Origin of the sequence: Roseicyclus sp., assembly GCF_052168335.1 — a bacterium.
Lineage (GTDB): Bacteria > Pseudomonadota > Alphaproteobacteria > Rhodobacterales > Rhodobacteraceae > Roseibacterium.
Genome location: NZ_JBQLZP010000534.1, coordinates 1 through 13,904 on the forward strand (window position 1 = coordinate 1; position 13,904 = coordinate 13,904).

17 protein-coding genes are annotated in these 13,904 nt (G+C 71.7%); 9 read left to right on the forward strand and 8 right to left on the reverse strand.

The window, feature by feature from the left end; genetic code table 11:
- Positions 1 to 201 precede the first annotated feature (201 nt).
- Positions 202 to 1,341 carry a hypothetical protein gene (locus tag ACTS11_RS16260; RefSeq protein WP_442641345.1) on the forward strand — a complete coding sequence of 380 codons (1,140 nt, stop codon included), beginning with the start codon at positions 202 to 204 and terminating at the stop codon, positions 1,339 to 1,341.
- Here ACTS11_RS16260 and ACTS11_RS16265 read toward each other — a convergent pair whose 3' ends face one another.
- Positions 1,342 to 1,806, reverse strand: a complete 465-nt coding sequence (locus ACTS11_RS16265) for an Lrp/AsnC family transcriptional regulator (protein ID WP_442641346.1) — start codon at positions 1,804 to 1,806, stop codon at positions 1,342 to 1,344. It lies immediately after the preceding gene.
- A 135-nt stretch (positions 1,807 to 1,941) separates the two neighbouring features.
- Here ACTS11_RS16265 and ACTS11_RS16270 point away from each other — a divergent pair, with 135 nt between their 5' ends.
- Together ACTS11_RS16270 and ACTS11_RS16275 are read left to right on the forward strand one after the other, a co-directional pair.
- Positions 1,942 to 2,994: a Glu/Leu/Phe/Val family dehydrogenase gene (locus tag ACTS11_RS16270; protein ID WP_442641347.1), complete on the forward strand. Its 1,053-nt coding sequence runs from the start codon at positions 1,942 to 1,944 to the stop codon at positions 2,992 to 2,994.
- Positions 2,995 to 3,088: 94 nt separating this feature from the next.
- Entirely contained in the window at positions 3,089 to 3,406 is a 318-nt protein-coding gene (locus tag ACTS11_RS16275; protein ID WP_442641348.1) for a hypothetical protein, read from the forward strand.
- Here ACTS11_RS16275 and ACTS11_RS16280 read toward each other — a convergent pair.
- Positions 3,403 to 3,843 (reverse strand): low molecular weight protein-tyrosine-phosphatase, encoded by a 441-nt coding sequence (locus ACTS11_RS16280; RefSeq protein WP_442641349.1) that lies wholly within the window; start codon positions 3,841 to 3,843, stop codon positions 3,403 to 3,405. The two genes, ACTS11_RS16275 and ACTS11_RS16280, sit on opposite strands and share 4 nt — an antisense overlap.
- Positions 3,844 to 3,877: 34 nt before the next feature.
- On the opposite strand from ACTS11_RS16280, the gene ACTS11_RS16285 reads away from it, so the two are divergent.
- Together ACTS11_RS16285 and ACTS11_RS16290 are read left to right on the forward strand one after the other, a co-directional pair.
- Entirely contained in the window at positions 3,878 to 4,435 is a 558-nt protein-coding gene (locus ACTS11_RS16285) for a hypothetical protein (RefSeq protein ID WP_442641350.1), read from the forward strand.
- 18 nt (positions 4,436 to 4,453) lie between these two features.
- Entirely contained in the window at positions 4,454 to 5,140 is a 687-nt protein-coding gene (locus ACTS11_RS16290; RefSeq protein ID WP_442641351.1) for an NAD-dependent deacylase, read from the forward strand.
- Positions 5,141 to 5,183: 43 nt separating this feature from the next.
- Here the strand turns inward: ACTS11_RS16290 and ACTS11_RS16295 are convergent, their stop codons facing one another.
- From ACTS11_RS16295 to rpmB, 3 genes are all read right to left on the reverse strand, one after another.
- The gene (locus ACTS11_RS16295; protein WP_442641352.1) at positions 5,184 to 5,684 is read right to left on the reverse strand and encodes a copper chaperone PCu(A)C; all 501 of its coding nucleotides are present in this window, start codon (positions 5,682 to 5,684) and stop codon (positions 5,184 to 5,186) included.
- Between the two features lie 45 nt (positions 5,685 to 5,729).
- Complete coding sequence (locus tag ACTS11_RS16300) at positions 5,730 to 6,092, reverse strand: hypothetical protein (RefSeq protein WP_442641353.1); 363 nt, start codon at positions 6,090 to 6,092, stop codon at positions 5,730 to 5,732.
- A 115-nt stretch (positions 6,093 to 6,207) separates the two neighbouring features.
- Positions 6,208 to 6,501, reverse strand: coding sequence for a 50S ribosomal protein L28 (gene rpmB, locus ACTS11_RS16305; RefSeq protein WP_442641354.1), 294 nt, complete (start codon positions 6,499 to 6,501; stop codon positions 6,208 to 6,210).
- A 216-nt stretch (positions 6,502 to 6,717) separates the two neighbouring features.
- Here rpmB and ACTS11_RS16310 point away from each other — a divergent pair, with 216 nt between their 5' ends.
- The 4 genes from ACTS11_RS16310 (at position 6,718) to ribD (ending at position 9,526) form a co-directional block, all read left to right on the forward strand.
- Positions 6,718 to 7,377 carry a DUF2161 domain-containing phosphodiesterase gene (locus ACTS11_RS16310; RefSeq protein WP_442641355.1) on the forward strand — a complete coding sequence of 220 codons (660 nt, stop codon included), beginning with the start codon at positions 6,718 to 6,720 and terminating at the stop codon, positions 7,375 to 7,377.
- A complete protein-coding gene (locus tag ACTS11_RS16315; RefSeq protein WP_442641356.1) occupies positions 7,367 to 7,786 on the forward strand; it encodes a secondary thiamine-phosphate synthase enzyme YjbQ in 420 nt (139 codons plus the stop codon). Before ACTS11_RS16310 ends, ACTS11_RS16315 begins: the two co-directional genes overlap by 11 nt.
- Positions 7,787 to 7,942: 156 nt before the next feature.
- Positions 7,943 to 8,410 carry a transcriptional regulator NrdR gene (gene nrdR / locus ACTS11_RS16320; RefSeq protein WP_442641357.1) on the forward strand — a complete coding sequence of 156 codons (468 nt, stop codon included), beginning with the start codon at positions 7,943 to 7,945 and terminating at the stop codon, positions 8,408 to 8,410.
- A gap of 3 nt (positions 8,411 to 8,413) precedes the next feature.
- Positions 8,414 to 9,526, forward strand: a complete 1,113-nt coding sequence (gene ribD / locus ACTS11_RS16325) for a bifunctional diaminohydroxyphosphoribosylaminopyrimidine deaminase/5-amino-6-(5-phosphoribosylamino)uracil reductase RibD (RefSeq protein WP_442641358.1) — start codon at positions 8,414 to 8,416, stop codon at positions 9,524 to 9,526.
- 71 nt (positions 9,527 to 9,597) lie between these two features.
- Here the strand turns inward: ribD and ACTS11_RS16330 are convergent, their stop codons facing one another.
- The 3 genes from ACTS11_RS16330 to ACTS11_RS16340 all read right to left on the reverse strand — a co-directional run.
- A complete protein-coding gene (locus ACTS11_RS16330) occupies positions 9,598 to 11,724 on the reverse strand; it encodes a capsular polysaccharide biosynthesis protein (RefSeq protein ID WP_442641359.1) in 2,127 nt (708 codons plus the stop codon).
- 6 nt (positions 11,725 to 11,730) lie between these two features.
- On the reverse strand, positions 11,731 to 12,876 hold the full coding sequence (locus ACTS11_RS16335; RefSeq protein WP_442641360.1) for a polysaccharide biosynthesis/export family protein: 1,146 nt from the start codon (positions 12,874 to 12,876) through the stop codon (positions 11,731 to 11,733).
- 90 nt (positions 12,877 to 12,966) lie between these two features.
- Positions 12,967 to 13,904 (reverse strand): capsular polysaccharide export protein, LipB/KpsS family (locus ACTS11_RS16340; protein ID WP_442641361.1); only part of this gene is annotated, 938 nt, incomplete at its 5' end.

Genomic DNA, 13,904 nt, shown 5'->3' on the forward strand with positions numbered 1-13,904 from the left:
AGGATGGCGCTGCGGGCATCGGATCCGGTCACGGGTCGGTCTCCTTCCGGTCAGGGGGCCGGGGTCAGGGGGCTGGGGTCAGGGGGGGGGGCACGACCCCTTCGCCCCGTGGAGATAGCGCGCCGCGGCGGGCTTCAAGGCGGGCGCTTGATCGGGGGCGGAGGTGGGCTAGGCTGGCCCCAAGCGGAAACGGTGGCCCGGGTGACGATCAGCACGATTGAAGAGTTCGGGGAGTGGCTGGAGACGCAACCCCGCGAGGTCTGCGTGGCCATCGCGTATAGGGCGGCGATGCGCGTGCTGCCGCTGGCGGCGCTGGTGCTGGATGGCAGGGACGAATGGGCCGAAATGGCGCTGACCGCGTTTCGCGCCTGTTTGACCTCGGGGGTCGTGGCTGCGGGTCCGAGTTCCGTGGAGGCCGTCGCGGATTTGGTCAACGCCGCGATTGCCGCCCATATCTCGGCCGGCGACGCCGCGCGCGATGCAGGTGATTACGCTTCTGCCGACGCCGCTGCACGGGCAGCTACCGATGTCGCTGCCGGAGCCGCCGCGGCCGCTTGGTCGGTGGAGCAGTCCAGCCAGGATACAACAGGGTATGCTGCATATCCCGCCCGATATGCCACGCCATACACTGATGCCGATGCTGCCGTGTGGCCCGCCGCGCGATCCGCTGTCTATGCGGATACCGCTCTGACCCCCGGAAAGCTTGCCAAGTCCGCGATACCTGCCGTGCCAGACGTGGCTGCCGATATTGCGCAGCTGGCGAAGGGCAAGATCGACCTCCTCGCCTCCGGCGGCCCGTGGGCCTTCTGGGCCGAGTGGTATGCGCGCGCCATGGCGGGCGATCCGCTGCCCTGGGCCCTCCAGGAGAAGATCGCCCTGATCCCCGACGCCATCTGGAAGGCCGGGCCGGAGGCGGTGGCGGCGGAGATCGAGAGGATCGAGGCGGCCTTCCGGCTCCGCGAGCGCATCGCGGAAATGGAGGAGGATCAGGTGCACGCCGAAGACGCCCGTTTCGGCATCGGCGGCAACAACCCTCCCGTCGAGATCGACGACCCCGAGGTCGGTCGACAGATGGTGATCCTCTGGGACAGCGTCTCGGGCCTCAAGGAAGAGGTGGAGGCCGACGAGCCCGATGCAAGGCGCGTCTCCGAACACATCGAGCGCTTGAAAGGCGTGCTGAGAGATTTCTTGAGTTACTGCGGCCGCAAGCTCGACCTCGCCGTCGACACGACGATCAAATGGGGAATCCCCGTAACCGGCTCCTATTTGGTCCTGAACCCATCCAAGGCCGAGGCCGTTCTGAAGGCCGCGCAAGACTGGCTGCCGTTCCTCGCCCCCTGATCACCCATCCCCCACCGGCACCAGCACGTTCCTCTGCACCATCGTGCGGAGCGAGAAGCTCGAGCGGGTCGCGCGGATGCCGGGGACGTGGACGAGGTGCTCCTCGAGGAAGCGGTCGAAGGCGCGGAGGTCGGGAGCCACGACCTTGAGGAGGATGTCGCGCGTGCCCGTCATCAGGTGGCATTCCACCACCTCCTCGAAGCGGCGGATCGCCATCTCGAAAGCGCGCAGCGTCTCGTGGCTCTGGCGCTCGAGCTCCACGAAGATGAAGACGGTGAGCGGGTAGCCCACCTTGGCCGCGTCGATCCGCGCGCCGTAGCCGGTGATCACACCCTCCTCCTCGAGACGCTGCACGCGGCGGGCGCAGGGCGTGGGCGTCAGGCCGACCCGCGCGGCGAGCTCGGTGATGGAGAGGCGCCCGTCCTCCTGCAGATGCGCGACGATCCTCGTGTCGATGCGGTCCATGTGGCGGATTCCTCCATGAAGTAGGTCAATCCTAGCGGAATCCCGCGCGCGCGGTAAGCCCCGCAGGGCATCTTTGGCGGAACCCGCTCCGCCATCCCGGCTAGACTGGAGACAACGAACCCCAGGGAGGACCAAATGCAGATCGACGCCCTTTCCGTTCCCGGCCATGAAACCGTCCTGCGCGTCGCGGACGCGGCGAGCGGCCTCACCGGCTTCATCGCGCTCCATTCGACGGCGCGGGGGCCCGCCGCGGGAGGCCTGCGGATGCGGCGCTACGCCGACGAGGGCGCGGCGCTGGCGGACGTGCTGGCGCTCAGCCGCGGCATGACGCTGAAGACCGCGGCGGCCGACCTGCCGCTCGGCGGGGGCAAGGCGGTGATCATGGGCGATCCGGCGCGGAAGACCGAGGCGCAGCTCCGCGCCATGGGCCGGGCCATCGAGACGCTCGGCGGGCGCTACTGGACGGCCGAGGACATGGGCATGTCGCCCGCCGACATGGCGATCCTGCGTCAGGAGACGGAGTTCGTCGCGGGCCTGCCCGACGGGCCCTTCGCCTCGGGCGATCCCTCGCCCCGGACGGCGCGCGGCGTCTTCTACGCGATGCGCGTCGCGGCCGAGCGGGCGCTCGGCAGCCGCGTCCTCACCGGCCAGCGCGTGGCGCTGCAGGGCCTCGGCCACGTCGGCTGGCACCTCGCCAAGCTGGTCCGGGCGGCGGGCGCGGACCTCGTCGTGGCCGACGCCGACCCGGCGCGCGCGGCGCAGGCGGCGCAGACCTTCGGGGCGGAGGTGGTCGCCCCCGACGACATCCTCTCGGTCAGCGCCGACATCCTCGCGCCCTGCGCCATCGGCGGCGTGCTGACGCCCGAGGCGGCCAGAACCCTCGACGTTGCGGTCGTCTGCGGCGCGGCGAACAACCAGCTCGCCTCGGACGCGGCGGGCGACGCGCTGCACGCGCGCGGCATTCTCTACGTGCCGGACTACGTCGCGAACGGCGGCGGCATCGTGAACGTCGCTGCCGAGATCCTGCGCATCCCCGACCGGGCGCATTTCGTGACCGAGAAACTGGCCGCGCTCGAGGCGATGACGGGCCGCATCCTCGCCCGCGCCGCGGCCGAGGACGTGGGCCCCCACCGCGTCGCGGACCGGATCGTCTCCGCGCGCCTGCCCCTCGAGGGCGCCGCGGCCTGAGGCCGCCTTGAACGGAGACACCGTTTCTGGCATGGTTCGTTCCTGACGCGGGCGCAAGATTCGCGCGAGTGAGCAGCTCTTGTCGAGGCGAACCATGCCCAGATTCCAGCACGCAGCGGCCGTGGCCGCAGCGATCCTCTTGGCGGGCCTTCTGGCCCCCGCCGCCCACGCCAACCCGATCGAACGCGCCTGCCTGCAGTCGGATCGCCCGGGCGTCACGCGCGAGATCTGCCGCTGCATCGGCGACGCGGCGAACATGACGCTGACGGGCTCCGACATGCGCGAGGGCGCGCGCTTCTTCCGCGATCCGGGCCGGGCCGAGCAGGTGCAGCTCTCCGACACGCGCCGGAACGACGACTTCTGGCGGCGTTGGCAGCGCTTCGGCGAGACGGCCGAGGCGCTCTGCAGCTAGGCGAGCCGCGCGGCCCAGGCCCGCGCCGCGCCCTCGATGAGGTCGAGCGCGCCTGCGAAGTCGCCGGTGTGGTAGGGGTCGGGCACGTCGCCGCCGCCTGCCGGCTCGAGGAACATGGACAGCGTCGAACGGGTGCCGGGAGGCCTCAGCGCCCTCAGGTCGGACATGTTCGCGGCGTCCATCGCGAGGATCAGGTCGAAGCGCCCGAAGTCGGCCACCGTCACCTGCCGCGCGCGCAGGGCCGAGAGGTCGTAGCCCCGCGCCCGCGCTGCCGCGACGGCGGGTCCGTGCGGCGGCGCGCCGACATGCCATCCGCCGGTTCCCGCGCTGTCGATCAGCGCATCGGGCAGGTGGTGGCGCAACACCACCTCCGCCGTGGGCGAGCGGCAGATGTTGCCAAGGCAGACGCAGAGGATACGGTGGCGGGAACCTGTCATGGCCGCAAGGTCGCAAGTCGCGGGGACGCATACAATGCGTTTCGGGAACACCGGCGCGCTGGCAGTCGCCCTGACCCTCGCGGGCGGAGCCGCCATGGCCGAGGAGGGATTGCGCGCGGGCCTGCCGGAGGGGTTCGTCCTCGGCTTCTCGGCCGGTGAGGGCGGCGACATGATCCGCGAATACCTGCGCGCGGGCGAAACCCTCGAGGCGTGGTCCGACCTCGTGACGGTGCAGCGTTTCGCGGGTCTCGCGGGGGTCGATCCGCTCGCCTATGTCGAGGCGGTGGCGGCGAACCTCCGCGAGGTCTGTCCCGATGCCCGCGTGACCCCGCCGGACGCCACGATGGCCGGTCCCTACCGGAGCGCCGCGATCATGGCGCGCTGCCCGGTCAGTCCGCGCACGGGCGCCACCGAGGTCTTCGCGATGCGCGCCTTCGCCGGGGCGCAGGCGATGCATGTGGTGCAATACGCCTGGACGCGCGACCCCGATCCCGCCGAGATCGACGCCGCCATTGCGTTCATTTCCGACGCGGTGCTGTGCGATCCGACGCGGTCCGACGCGCCCTGTCCGGCGGGCGGACATCTTCCGTGAGCCGCCCATGAGCCGCCCATGAGCAGCATCGTCATCCTCACGGGTGCTGGCATCTCGGCCGAAAGCGGGCTCGGCACCTTCCGCGACGTGGGCGGGCTCTGGACGCGCTACGACCTCACGGAGGTGGCGACGCCCGAGGGCTTCGCCCGCAACCCGGCGCTCGTCCACGACTTCTACAACGCGCGCCGCGCCAACGCGCTCGACGCGCGCCCCAACGCGGCGCACAAGGCGCTGGCGCGGCTGGCGCAGGACTACGGCGGCACCGTCACGCTGGTCACGCAGAACATCGACGACCTGCACGAGCGGGGCGGCGCGCGGGACGTGATCCACATGCACGGCGAGATCACGCGCGCTCTCTGCGCCGCCTGCGGCCACCGCTGGGACGCGCCGCGCGTGATGGACCCGGCCGACCCGTGCCCCGCCTGCGCGGCACCCCGCACCCGTCCCGACATCGTCTGGTTCGGCGAGATGCCCTACCACATGGACCGCATCGTGGACGCGCTGGAGGCGGCAGACCTCTTCGTCGCCATCGGCACCTCGGGCGAGGTCTACCCGGCCGCGGGCTTCGTCGACATCGCCTCCGCCGCGGGGGCGGAGACGCTGGAGATCAACCTCGAGCCGACGCCGGTGCCGGGCCGTTTCGACCGGGTCCTGACGGGTCCGGCCACGCGCGCGGTGCCGGACTGGGTCGCGAGCCTTCTCTGACAGGCGGGCGGCGCGAGACGATCCCCGCGCCGCCCGCATTCATTCAGTCGCTGGCCGTGCCGTGGCCATGGCCGTGCCCGTGCCCGTGCTGCATCCCGCCGCCGTGAGACGGCATCCGCTCGAGGTCGACCGGAACCTCGATCGTCACCGGCTCCGAGGTCTCGAAGATCAGCGTCAGCGGGAAGGTGTCGCCATGCTCCAGCGGCCGCGTCAGGCCGAGGAGCATGACGTGCAGGCCGCCCCGCTCGAGCAGGACCGTCTCGTCGGCGCCCAGCGGGATGCCGCCCTCGACCTCGACCATGCGCATCACGCCGTCGGCGCTCTGGATGTGGGTGTGCAGTTCGATCCGCTCGGCCACGTCGGATTCCGCGCCGATCAGCACGTCGGCGTGGTCGTTGTGGTTGTAGATCGACATGAACACCGCGCCCGACTGGGCCATGGCGCCGCTCGAGCGGGCATAGGCGTCCTCGATGACCATGTGGGCCGCGGCGACGCCGGGGATGAGGGCCGCGAGGCCCGCGAGAAGTGCGGTTTTCAGGGACATGAAACTCTCCGTCCGTCCGTGATGTCTGGGAATGGTGGCGTGGGATCAGGCCGCGCGGGGCGGGCTGCGTCCCATGCCGCCCATGCGCCAGAGGCGGGCAGCGGAGGGGGGATGGGCCAGCGGCGCCGATGCGCGGCCCTCGGTGGCGAAGGGCGCCGCATCCGGCGCGGCGGTCAGGATGGCGGCCCCGAAGGTGCAGTCGAGGCAGGGCACCTCCTGCGCCTCGACCGGGTTGCCGCCCGCGTCGAAGAGGGGCAGGCCGTCCGAGGCGAGGACCACGACGAAGTCGCCCGTGCCGCAGATCACGCCGTCCGCCGCCATGTGCCCGCGCGCCACGGCCGCACCGATCCCCGTGATCGTCACGAGGAGCGCGAGGAGGGCGACGAGGGTGACGCGCGCGCGGACCATGTTGGGAGAGGTAAGGCCGATCCCGCGCCCGCGCGCTGCGGCAAATCGGCCGCCCGGACATGCGAACGCCCCGCGGGCGGGGCCTGCGGGGCGTCGGATCGGGATGCCGGGTGGCTCAGGCCTGCGCGGCGGCCATGGCCTTCTCGATGTCCTTCTTGATCTGCATCGCCTTCGGCGACAGCTCGCGCTGCTTGGCGCGGAGAAGGTAGGCGTCGAGCCCGCCGCGATGATCGACCGAGCGCAGTGCGGCGTTCGAGATCCGCAGCTTGAAGCGGCGGTCCAGGATGTCCGAGCCCAGCGTCACCTCGGTCAGGTTCGGCAGGAAGCGGCGCTTGGTCTTGTTGTTGGCATGGCTGACATTGTTGCCGACCATCGGGCCCTTGCCGGTCAGTTCGCAGACACGCGACATGGTATCTTCCTCGTCGTAGCTGGGGGCGGCATGGGCGCCGCGGCCACCTGAAACCAAAAGGGCGCGGAGGAGGCTCCACGCCCGGAAATCTGCGCGGGGGATAAGCGCGGGGCGGGGTGGAGTCAAGGCGTGAATCGGCCCTCGGCGTTTGCCCCTCGCGCGCTTCGCGGGCATCATGCCGGAAAACACCGGGCAGGGCAGCACGCAGGGCAGTACATGGGCGCGCGCATCATCGAGACGGAGCTCTATCCGCCGGTCAAGGCCTTCCTCGAGGGGCTCGGCTACGAGGTGAAGGCCGAGATCGGGCCGGCCGACGTCATGGCGCTCCGGGATGGGGCGCCGCCGGTCATCGTGGAGCTCAAGTCCGCCTTCTCGCTCGCGCTCTTCCACCAGGGGATCGCGCGCCTCGCCGTGGCCGACCACGTCTATCTCGCGGTGCCGCGCGGCAGCGGCGCGCGTTTCGCCAGGGCCCTGGCCGAGAACGTGAAACTCGCGCGGCGGCTCGGCTTGGGGCTCATGACCGTGCGGCTGTCGACCGGCCTCGTCGAGGTGCATTGCGACCCCGGACCCTATGCGCCGCGCAAGTCCGCGCGGCGGGCGCAGGCGCTTCAGTCCGAGTTCGCGCGGCGGCGGGGCGACCCGAACCTCGGCGGGGCGACGGGGCCGAGGATCACCGCCTACCGGCAGGACGCGATGGCCTGCGCCGCCCACCTCGCGACGGCGGGGGCCTGCAAGGGGGCGGTCGTGCGCGACGCCACCGGCGTCACCCGCGCCACGGCGATCATGCGCGACAACCACTACGGCTGGTTCGAGCGGATCGGAACCGGCCTCTACGCATTGTCAGAGACGGGGAGGCAGTCGCTCCATGCAGACTGAGTTCGAGATCGCCACGCGGGGCCCCGGCCTCACCGAGTTCACCCGGGACGTGGCGCGATGGCTCGCGGGGCAGGGCGACGGGCTCCTCACGCTCCTCGTGCAGCACACCTCGGCGAGCCTCCTCATCCAGGAAAACGCGGACCCCGACGTGCAGCGCGACCTCCTGGGCTTCCTCGGCCGCCTCGTGCCGCAGGCGACCGATCCCGCGATGCGCTGGCTCAGCCACACGCTCGAGGGGCCGGACGACATGCCCGCCCACATCAAGGCCGCGCTTCTGCCGGTCTCGCTCCAGATCCCGGTGGCGGGTGGGCGCCTCCGCCTCGGCACCTGGCAGGGGATCTACCTCGTCGAGCACCGGGCCGCCCCGCACACGCGGCGCGTCGCCGCGCACTTCGCCCCGGACAGGTGAGTCCGTTCTGCCACCCTCCATCTGGTGGCCGCTTTTTGCCGCTACCCAACCCTTGCCACCGACCCTATAGTGGCGGTGTTGCATAGGCCGAAAGGCCCAAAAATCGTGGCGGGTGCCGCGTCGTCCGCGGCGAAGGGACAAGGGAAGGGAAGGCAGATGCGCTGCCCGTTTTGCGGAAACGTGGACACCCAGGTGAAGGATTCGCGGCCCGCCGAGGATCACGTCGCGATCCGCAGGCGGCGCTTCTGCCCGGCCTGCGGCGGCCGTTTCACCACCTACGAGCGGGTGCAGCTGCGCGACCTCGTCGTCATCAAGTCGAACGGCAAGCGCGAGGACTTCGACCGCGACAAGCTCGAGCGGTCGGTGCGCATCGCCCTCCAGAAACGCCCGATCGAGCCCGAGCGCATCGACCAGATGATCTCGGGCATCGTCCGCCGCCTCGAGAGCATGGGCGAGACCGACATTCCGTCGAAGACCATCGGCGAGATCGTGATGGAGCGGCTGGCCGCCATCGACACCGTCGCCTACGTGCGTTTCGCCAGCGTCTACAAGAACTTCCAGGCGACCGACGACTTCGAGGACTTCCTCGCCGAACTGCGTCCCCCGACCCAGCCCGGCGAATAGGCCATGTCGCCGGAGGACGACCGGCGCTGGATGCGGCTCGCGCTGGCGCTCGGGCGAAGGGGCCTCGGGCGGGTCTGGCCGAACCCGGCGGTGGGCTGCGTCATCGTGAAGGACGGCCGCGTCGTCGGGCGCGGCTGGACGCAAGCCGGCGGCCGACCCCATGCCGAGCGCGTCGCGCTCGACGCCGCGGGCGATGCGGCGACCGGCGCCACGGCCTATGTCAGCCTCGAGCCCTGCAACCACACCGGGCAGACGCCGCCTTGCAGCGAGGCGCTCGTCGCGGCCTCGCTCGCGCGGGTCGTGGTGGCGGTGGGCGACCCCGATCCCCGCACCTCGGGCGGCGGCATCGCGCGGCTCCGCGCCGCCGGGATCGCGGCCGAGACCGGCCTGCTCGAGGCGGAGGCCGCGAGCGATCACGCCGGGTTCTTCTCGCGCGTGACGCGGGGGCGGCCCTGGCTCCACCTCAAGCTCGCCGCCACGCTCGACGGGCGGATCGCCACGGCGACGGGCGAGAGCCGCTGGATCACCGGACCCGAGGCGCGCCACTGGGTCCACGGTCAGCGCGCCTGCCACGACGCGGTCCTCGTGGGGGCGGGGACGGCGCGCATGGACGACCCGCTCCTCACCGTGCGCGGCTTCGGTCGGGTGCCGCAGCCGGTCCGCGTCATCCTCTCGCGCCGGCTGGACCTGCCCGCGTCGGGGCGTCTCGCCGAGAGCGCGGCCGAGGTGCCGCTCTGGCTCCTCCACGGGCGGGATGCGCCCGAGACGGCCCGCGTCGTGTGGCGGGCGAAAGGCGCACGGCTGATCGAGGTCGGCGGCATCGCGGGCGGACAGCTCGACCTCGAGGCGGCGCTGCGTGCGCTCGGTGACGCCGGGCTGACGAGGGTGTTCTCCGAGGGCGGCGGAACGCTCGCCGCCGCCTTGTTGTCGGCCGGGCTGGTGGATGAAGTATCCCTCGTGACGGCCGGTCTCGCCATGGGCGCCGAAGGCACCCCGGCGATCGGCGCGATGGGCGTCGCGGCACTCGCCGAGGCGCCGCGTTTTCCTCTGGTCGAGACGCGCAGGCTGGGGGGAGATGTCCTCTCCCGCTGGCGGCGGAGCGACGCAATAGCCTGAGACACTATCGCGAAAAGACAAGCTTTCTGTGGATAAGCTGTGGATATGGCGTTAAGCAGGACGATTTATTGCTACCTTCGCCACAGCCACCTCTGCCCCGCGAACCATCCTTGCAGTTTCGCGAGGAGGCGCAGCCGCGGTGCCGGCCTCGGGCCTTCCCCGGTCCGCAGACGCTCCACAGCGACCTCCACAGGGCAGGGCCGATCGCTCACCGGATCGTGGTAGCGCGGGTAGGCGATCAGCGCCGCGTGGACCAGCGCGGCAAGTGAGGGGCGCGCCTTCCGCCGCACGGGCACCGGGCCCAGATCGTCGGTCAGGCCCCACCCCGCGTAGAAGGGCGCGCCGAGCGTCGTGACCGGAACGCCCCGGATCAGCGCCTCGAAGCCGAGGCCCGAGGTGATCGTCACCACCCGGTCGGCCCGCTCGATCAGCGCCACGGGATCGGCGGCAGACGCGACGTGGTCGGCCACATCCGCCAGCGCCTCGAGCGGCACGGCACCCTCGCGGAGGCCCGCCTCCACGTCGGGATGGGGCTTGTAGACGAGGAAGCCGGTCGGATGCAGCCGCCGCGCGGCGCGCAGGAGCTCGAGGTTCGTCGCGACCTCGCCCGCGCCATGGCGGACGGAGGCGTCGTCCTCGACCTGCCCCGGCACGAGGATCATCGGCCGGCCCCCGGGCACTTCGGGCAGCGCGGTCTCGACCGCGAGGTTGTATTTCGTGATCCGCCCGCGCCGGAGCGACGCGATCAGCCTCTCCGCCCGGAGGAGGCGCGCCTGCGGCAGGGCGGCCGCATCGGCGATCAGCCGCTCGAGCCTGCTCTCGCGGCCGGGGTCGTAATGGATGCCGAGGTCGTCGGACACGAGCGAGAGCGGCGGCACCAACTCGGCCCCGAGCCCGCGCGAGCGCAGGAACCCGTCCTCGACCCGGAGGAGCGGGCGCCCCGCCCGCGCGCAGGCGCGCTGCAGTTCCTCGCTCTCGCGGCTGGCCCAGACCTGCACGGGGCGGCCGTCCTCGGCGGCCCTCGCCACGTCCTCGAACCAGTCGATACGCCCGCCCGCGCTCCCGAAGAACTTGCCCAGATGCCCGCGCTTCCACGCCCGCATCCCCACCGCGGCATAGCCCGCGCGGTCCTCGCGCCAGGCCCGCGCTTGCGCCTCGAGCGCACCCAGAACGTCCTCGAGCGGGCAGAGACGGTCGCGGCAGGGATCGTACCAGACCGGGTAGAGGATCAGGGCCGCCGCGGCGAGCTGTGCCCGGGTGAGCTTGCGCCCGCGCCGCGCGGGCACCGGCCGCCGGTCGTCCGTCAGGCCCCAGCCCGCGTAGAACGGCACCCCGAAGGTGACGGGCCTATGCCCAGCGAGGATCGCCTCGAAGCCGAGCTGGCTCGACACCGTGTAGACCGCGCGCGCGTGCTCGAAGAGCCGCCAGGGCGAGACGGCCCTTGTCTCCAGCACCACGCCGGGGGGCAGCGTCGCGGGGTCGAAATGCCCCTCGCGGTGGCCGGTCTGCGTCTCGGGGTGGGTCTTGACCACGATGGTCGCGTCGGGGTGGTCCTGCCGCGCCCAGGTCAGCATCTCGGCGAAACTGTCGGCATTGGCCTGCCCGAGCCGGATCGAGGCGTCGCCCCGCGTCTGGTCCACCACCAGCACGAAGCCCGGCGGCGGCGGCTCGAGCGCCGGATCGACGGCGGCGTATTTCGTCAGGTGCCCCTCGGCCATGCGCGCCACCGCGTCCCGCGCCCGGTCGAGAAGCACGGTGTTGTCGAGCGGGTGGCGCGCGAGGATCGTCTCGAGGTCGGAGGGCCGGGTCGCGTCGAAGTGGATGCCCGTCCGGTCGATCACGAGCCCGAGCGGCGGGTCGCCCGACCGCCCGGGGCGGAGCGAGCGGAGAAAGGCGTCCTCCACCCGCACGAGGCTTGCGCCGGTGGCCTCCGCCATGGTTTCGCCGCGCGGGGCATGGGGCGAGTGGCCCCAGACCAGCACGTCGTCCTCCGCGCCCGGCTTGCCGAGCGCGAGGTCGTGGCCCGCGAGCGTCAGGATGCGGCGCACGCGGGCATTCGTCAGGAATCCCGCGTTGAAGTGGTAGCCGCGCCGCCGCGACGGCGCGCGCGCGTCCTCCCCGGGCGGAAGCGCGTCGGGGCGCGCGGGCGGCCGCGCCTCCCGCCCTGCGTCCTCGGCAGGCGGGGTGCGCGCCGCCATCGCCCCCTACTCGCCGAGGCTGGAGAGCTGGTTCGCGAGACCGGCCGAGCTGGTGAGCGTGCCGGTCAGCGCGCTGATCGCGTTGTTCCACTGGCTGATCGGCGCGGCCGTCACATAGACCGTGTCGCCGTCGCGGATAGCGAAGTCGCGGGCCTCGAACATGCCGGTCGGCGCCGTCAGGTCGAGCACGTAGACGAAGCGCTGCGCGCCCACGAGGTCGTGGCGGCCGAGGACGGCATTGGCCATCTCCGCCGGTTCGTTGCGCAGCACGAAGACCCCGGCCGGGTTGGCCAGACGCGGGTCGAGCCCGCCCACCGAGGCGATGGCTTCGAGCGCCGAGATGCTCTGGCTCTGGAACTGGACGATGTTCTGCGCGCCGGTCGCGCCGAGAGCGGTGAAGGTGCGGCTGTCCTCCTCCACGAAGATGCGGTCGCCGCCCTGGAGGGCGATGTCGGCCGCGGGCGAGCGGAAGATGTCCTGGTACCAGACCGTCCCGGACTGGCCGCCGCGCACGACGGTGACCTGCGCGATCTCGGGCTCGACCGCCACGCCGCCCGCCGCGGCGAGCATGCCCGAAAGCGTCCGGGTCGGGCGCTGGATCGGATAGATGCCCTGCCCGGAGACGGCGCCCGACACCGAGACGGTGACGCCGTCGCCCGCCTCGCGGCGTACGATGACCTGCGGGTCCGGGGTCTGCTGGTCGAGGTTGCGGGTGATGATCTCGCGCAGCTCCTCGACCGTGTTGCCCGCGGCGCGCACGCGGCCCGCGTAGGGAATGAAGATGAAGCCCGCATTGTCGACCTGGATCGCCTCGACCATCGCGGCGTTGCCGCCCTCGCCTGCGAGAAGGCCGTCGGTGACGTTCTCGTAGATCGTCAGGGCGAGGAGGTCGCCGGGTCGGATGACCTCGGTGTCGGAGGCTCCGGCATTCACCAGCGACGCCGGAAAGCCCAGTGCCGGAACCGCCGAGGTGATGGTGTTCACGCGGCTGTTGACCTCGACCACGAAGGCGTCGCCCTGGCGCTGCACCGAGCCTGCGAAGATCTCGTTCCGGGTCGGGCCCGAGCGCGGGAGAAGCGCGCAGGCGGAGACCGACGACACGGCGAGGACGAGCGCGGCCATGCGGCCGGCACGTAGGACAAGCGATGGCACGGGAGTTGGCTCCTTCTCTGCCTGAAACTGCCTCGGGTTCTTGTTTTGTAGGGACGCTAGCGAAAAAACCGCGCCCGGGAAAGCCCTTGGTTACTTCACCGCGCTGAGGTGTTGCCTTGGTGCAGGCCTGCCCGTTTCGAGAGCCTCGTAGGCGTCGTGCGGGGCGAGCATCATGTCGACCACCTGGCGCAGGAGCTGGCGGCGCCCGCGCGCCGAGTAGAAGCTGCCCGCAACCTGCGAGGTTTCGAGCAGGTAGTGCCGGAAATCGCGGTAGGCGCGGCTGTCGGGACGCACCGGATCGCGGAAGAACGCGGCCAGCGGCTGGTCCGAGACGAATTCAGGCTTGAGATAGACGGCCTGTCCGAAGCACTTGAGGGGCAGCCCCCGCCAGAGCGCCTGCTGCGCGGCGGTGGAGTTGACCGTGACGGCCGATCGCGCGTCGTCGAGGACCCGCGCGAGCTTGCCGCCGCGCACGAAGTGGACGCGGGGCGCCACGCCGTGCGCCGCGGCGATCCGGCGGATATCCGCCCGCACGGGCACGCGGCCGTCCTCGAGCGGATGCGACTTGAACACGAGGTGATGGTGCGACGGCGCGCCTTGCGCGAATCCCGAGATCACGGTCTCGACGAATTCGGCCTGCGTGGCGAAGGGGCCATGGTCGCGGAAGCTCGCATCATGCTCAAGCTGGAGAAGCACGAGGTGATAGGGAAAGCCGCCGGTCTTGATCGCGCGCGTCGCGATCAGCCGGTCGAGCCAGTGCAGCGGCATCAGCGCGAGGCGGCGGAGGTAGAGGCGGAACTCCTCGGCCACCGTCAGGCTCCGGTGCGGGCGGACGGCGGCGTAGCGGCGGTTGGCCACGAGGACGAGCCAGTGGTAGAGCGCGCCGTAGAAGATGTGCTGCCGCAGCTCGCCCCAGCGCGCGGGCGCATCCGGCAGATCGGGGTCCAGCCCCTCGAGCGCGCGGCGCATGTCGGCGACGGACCGCGACATGACCGGCGAGTTCCCGTTCGCGCCGCCGCGCTCGTAGG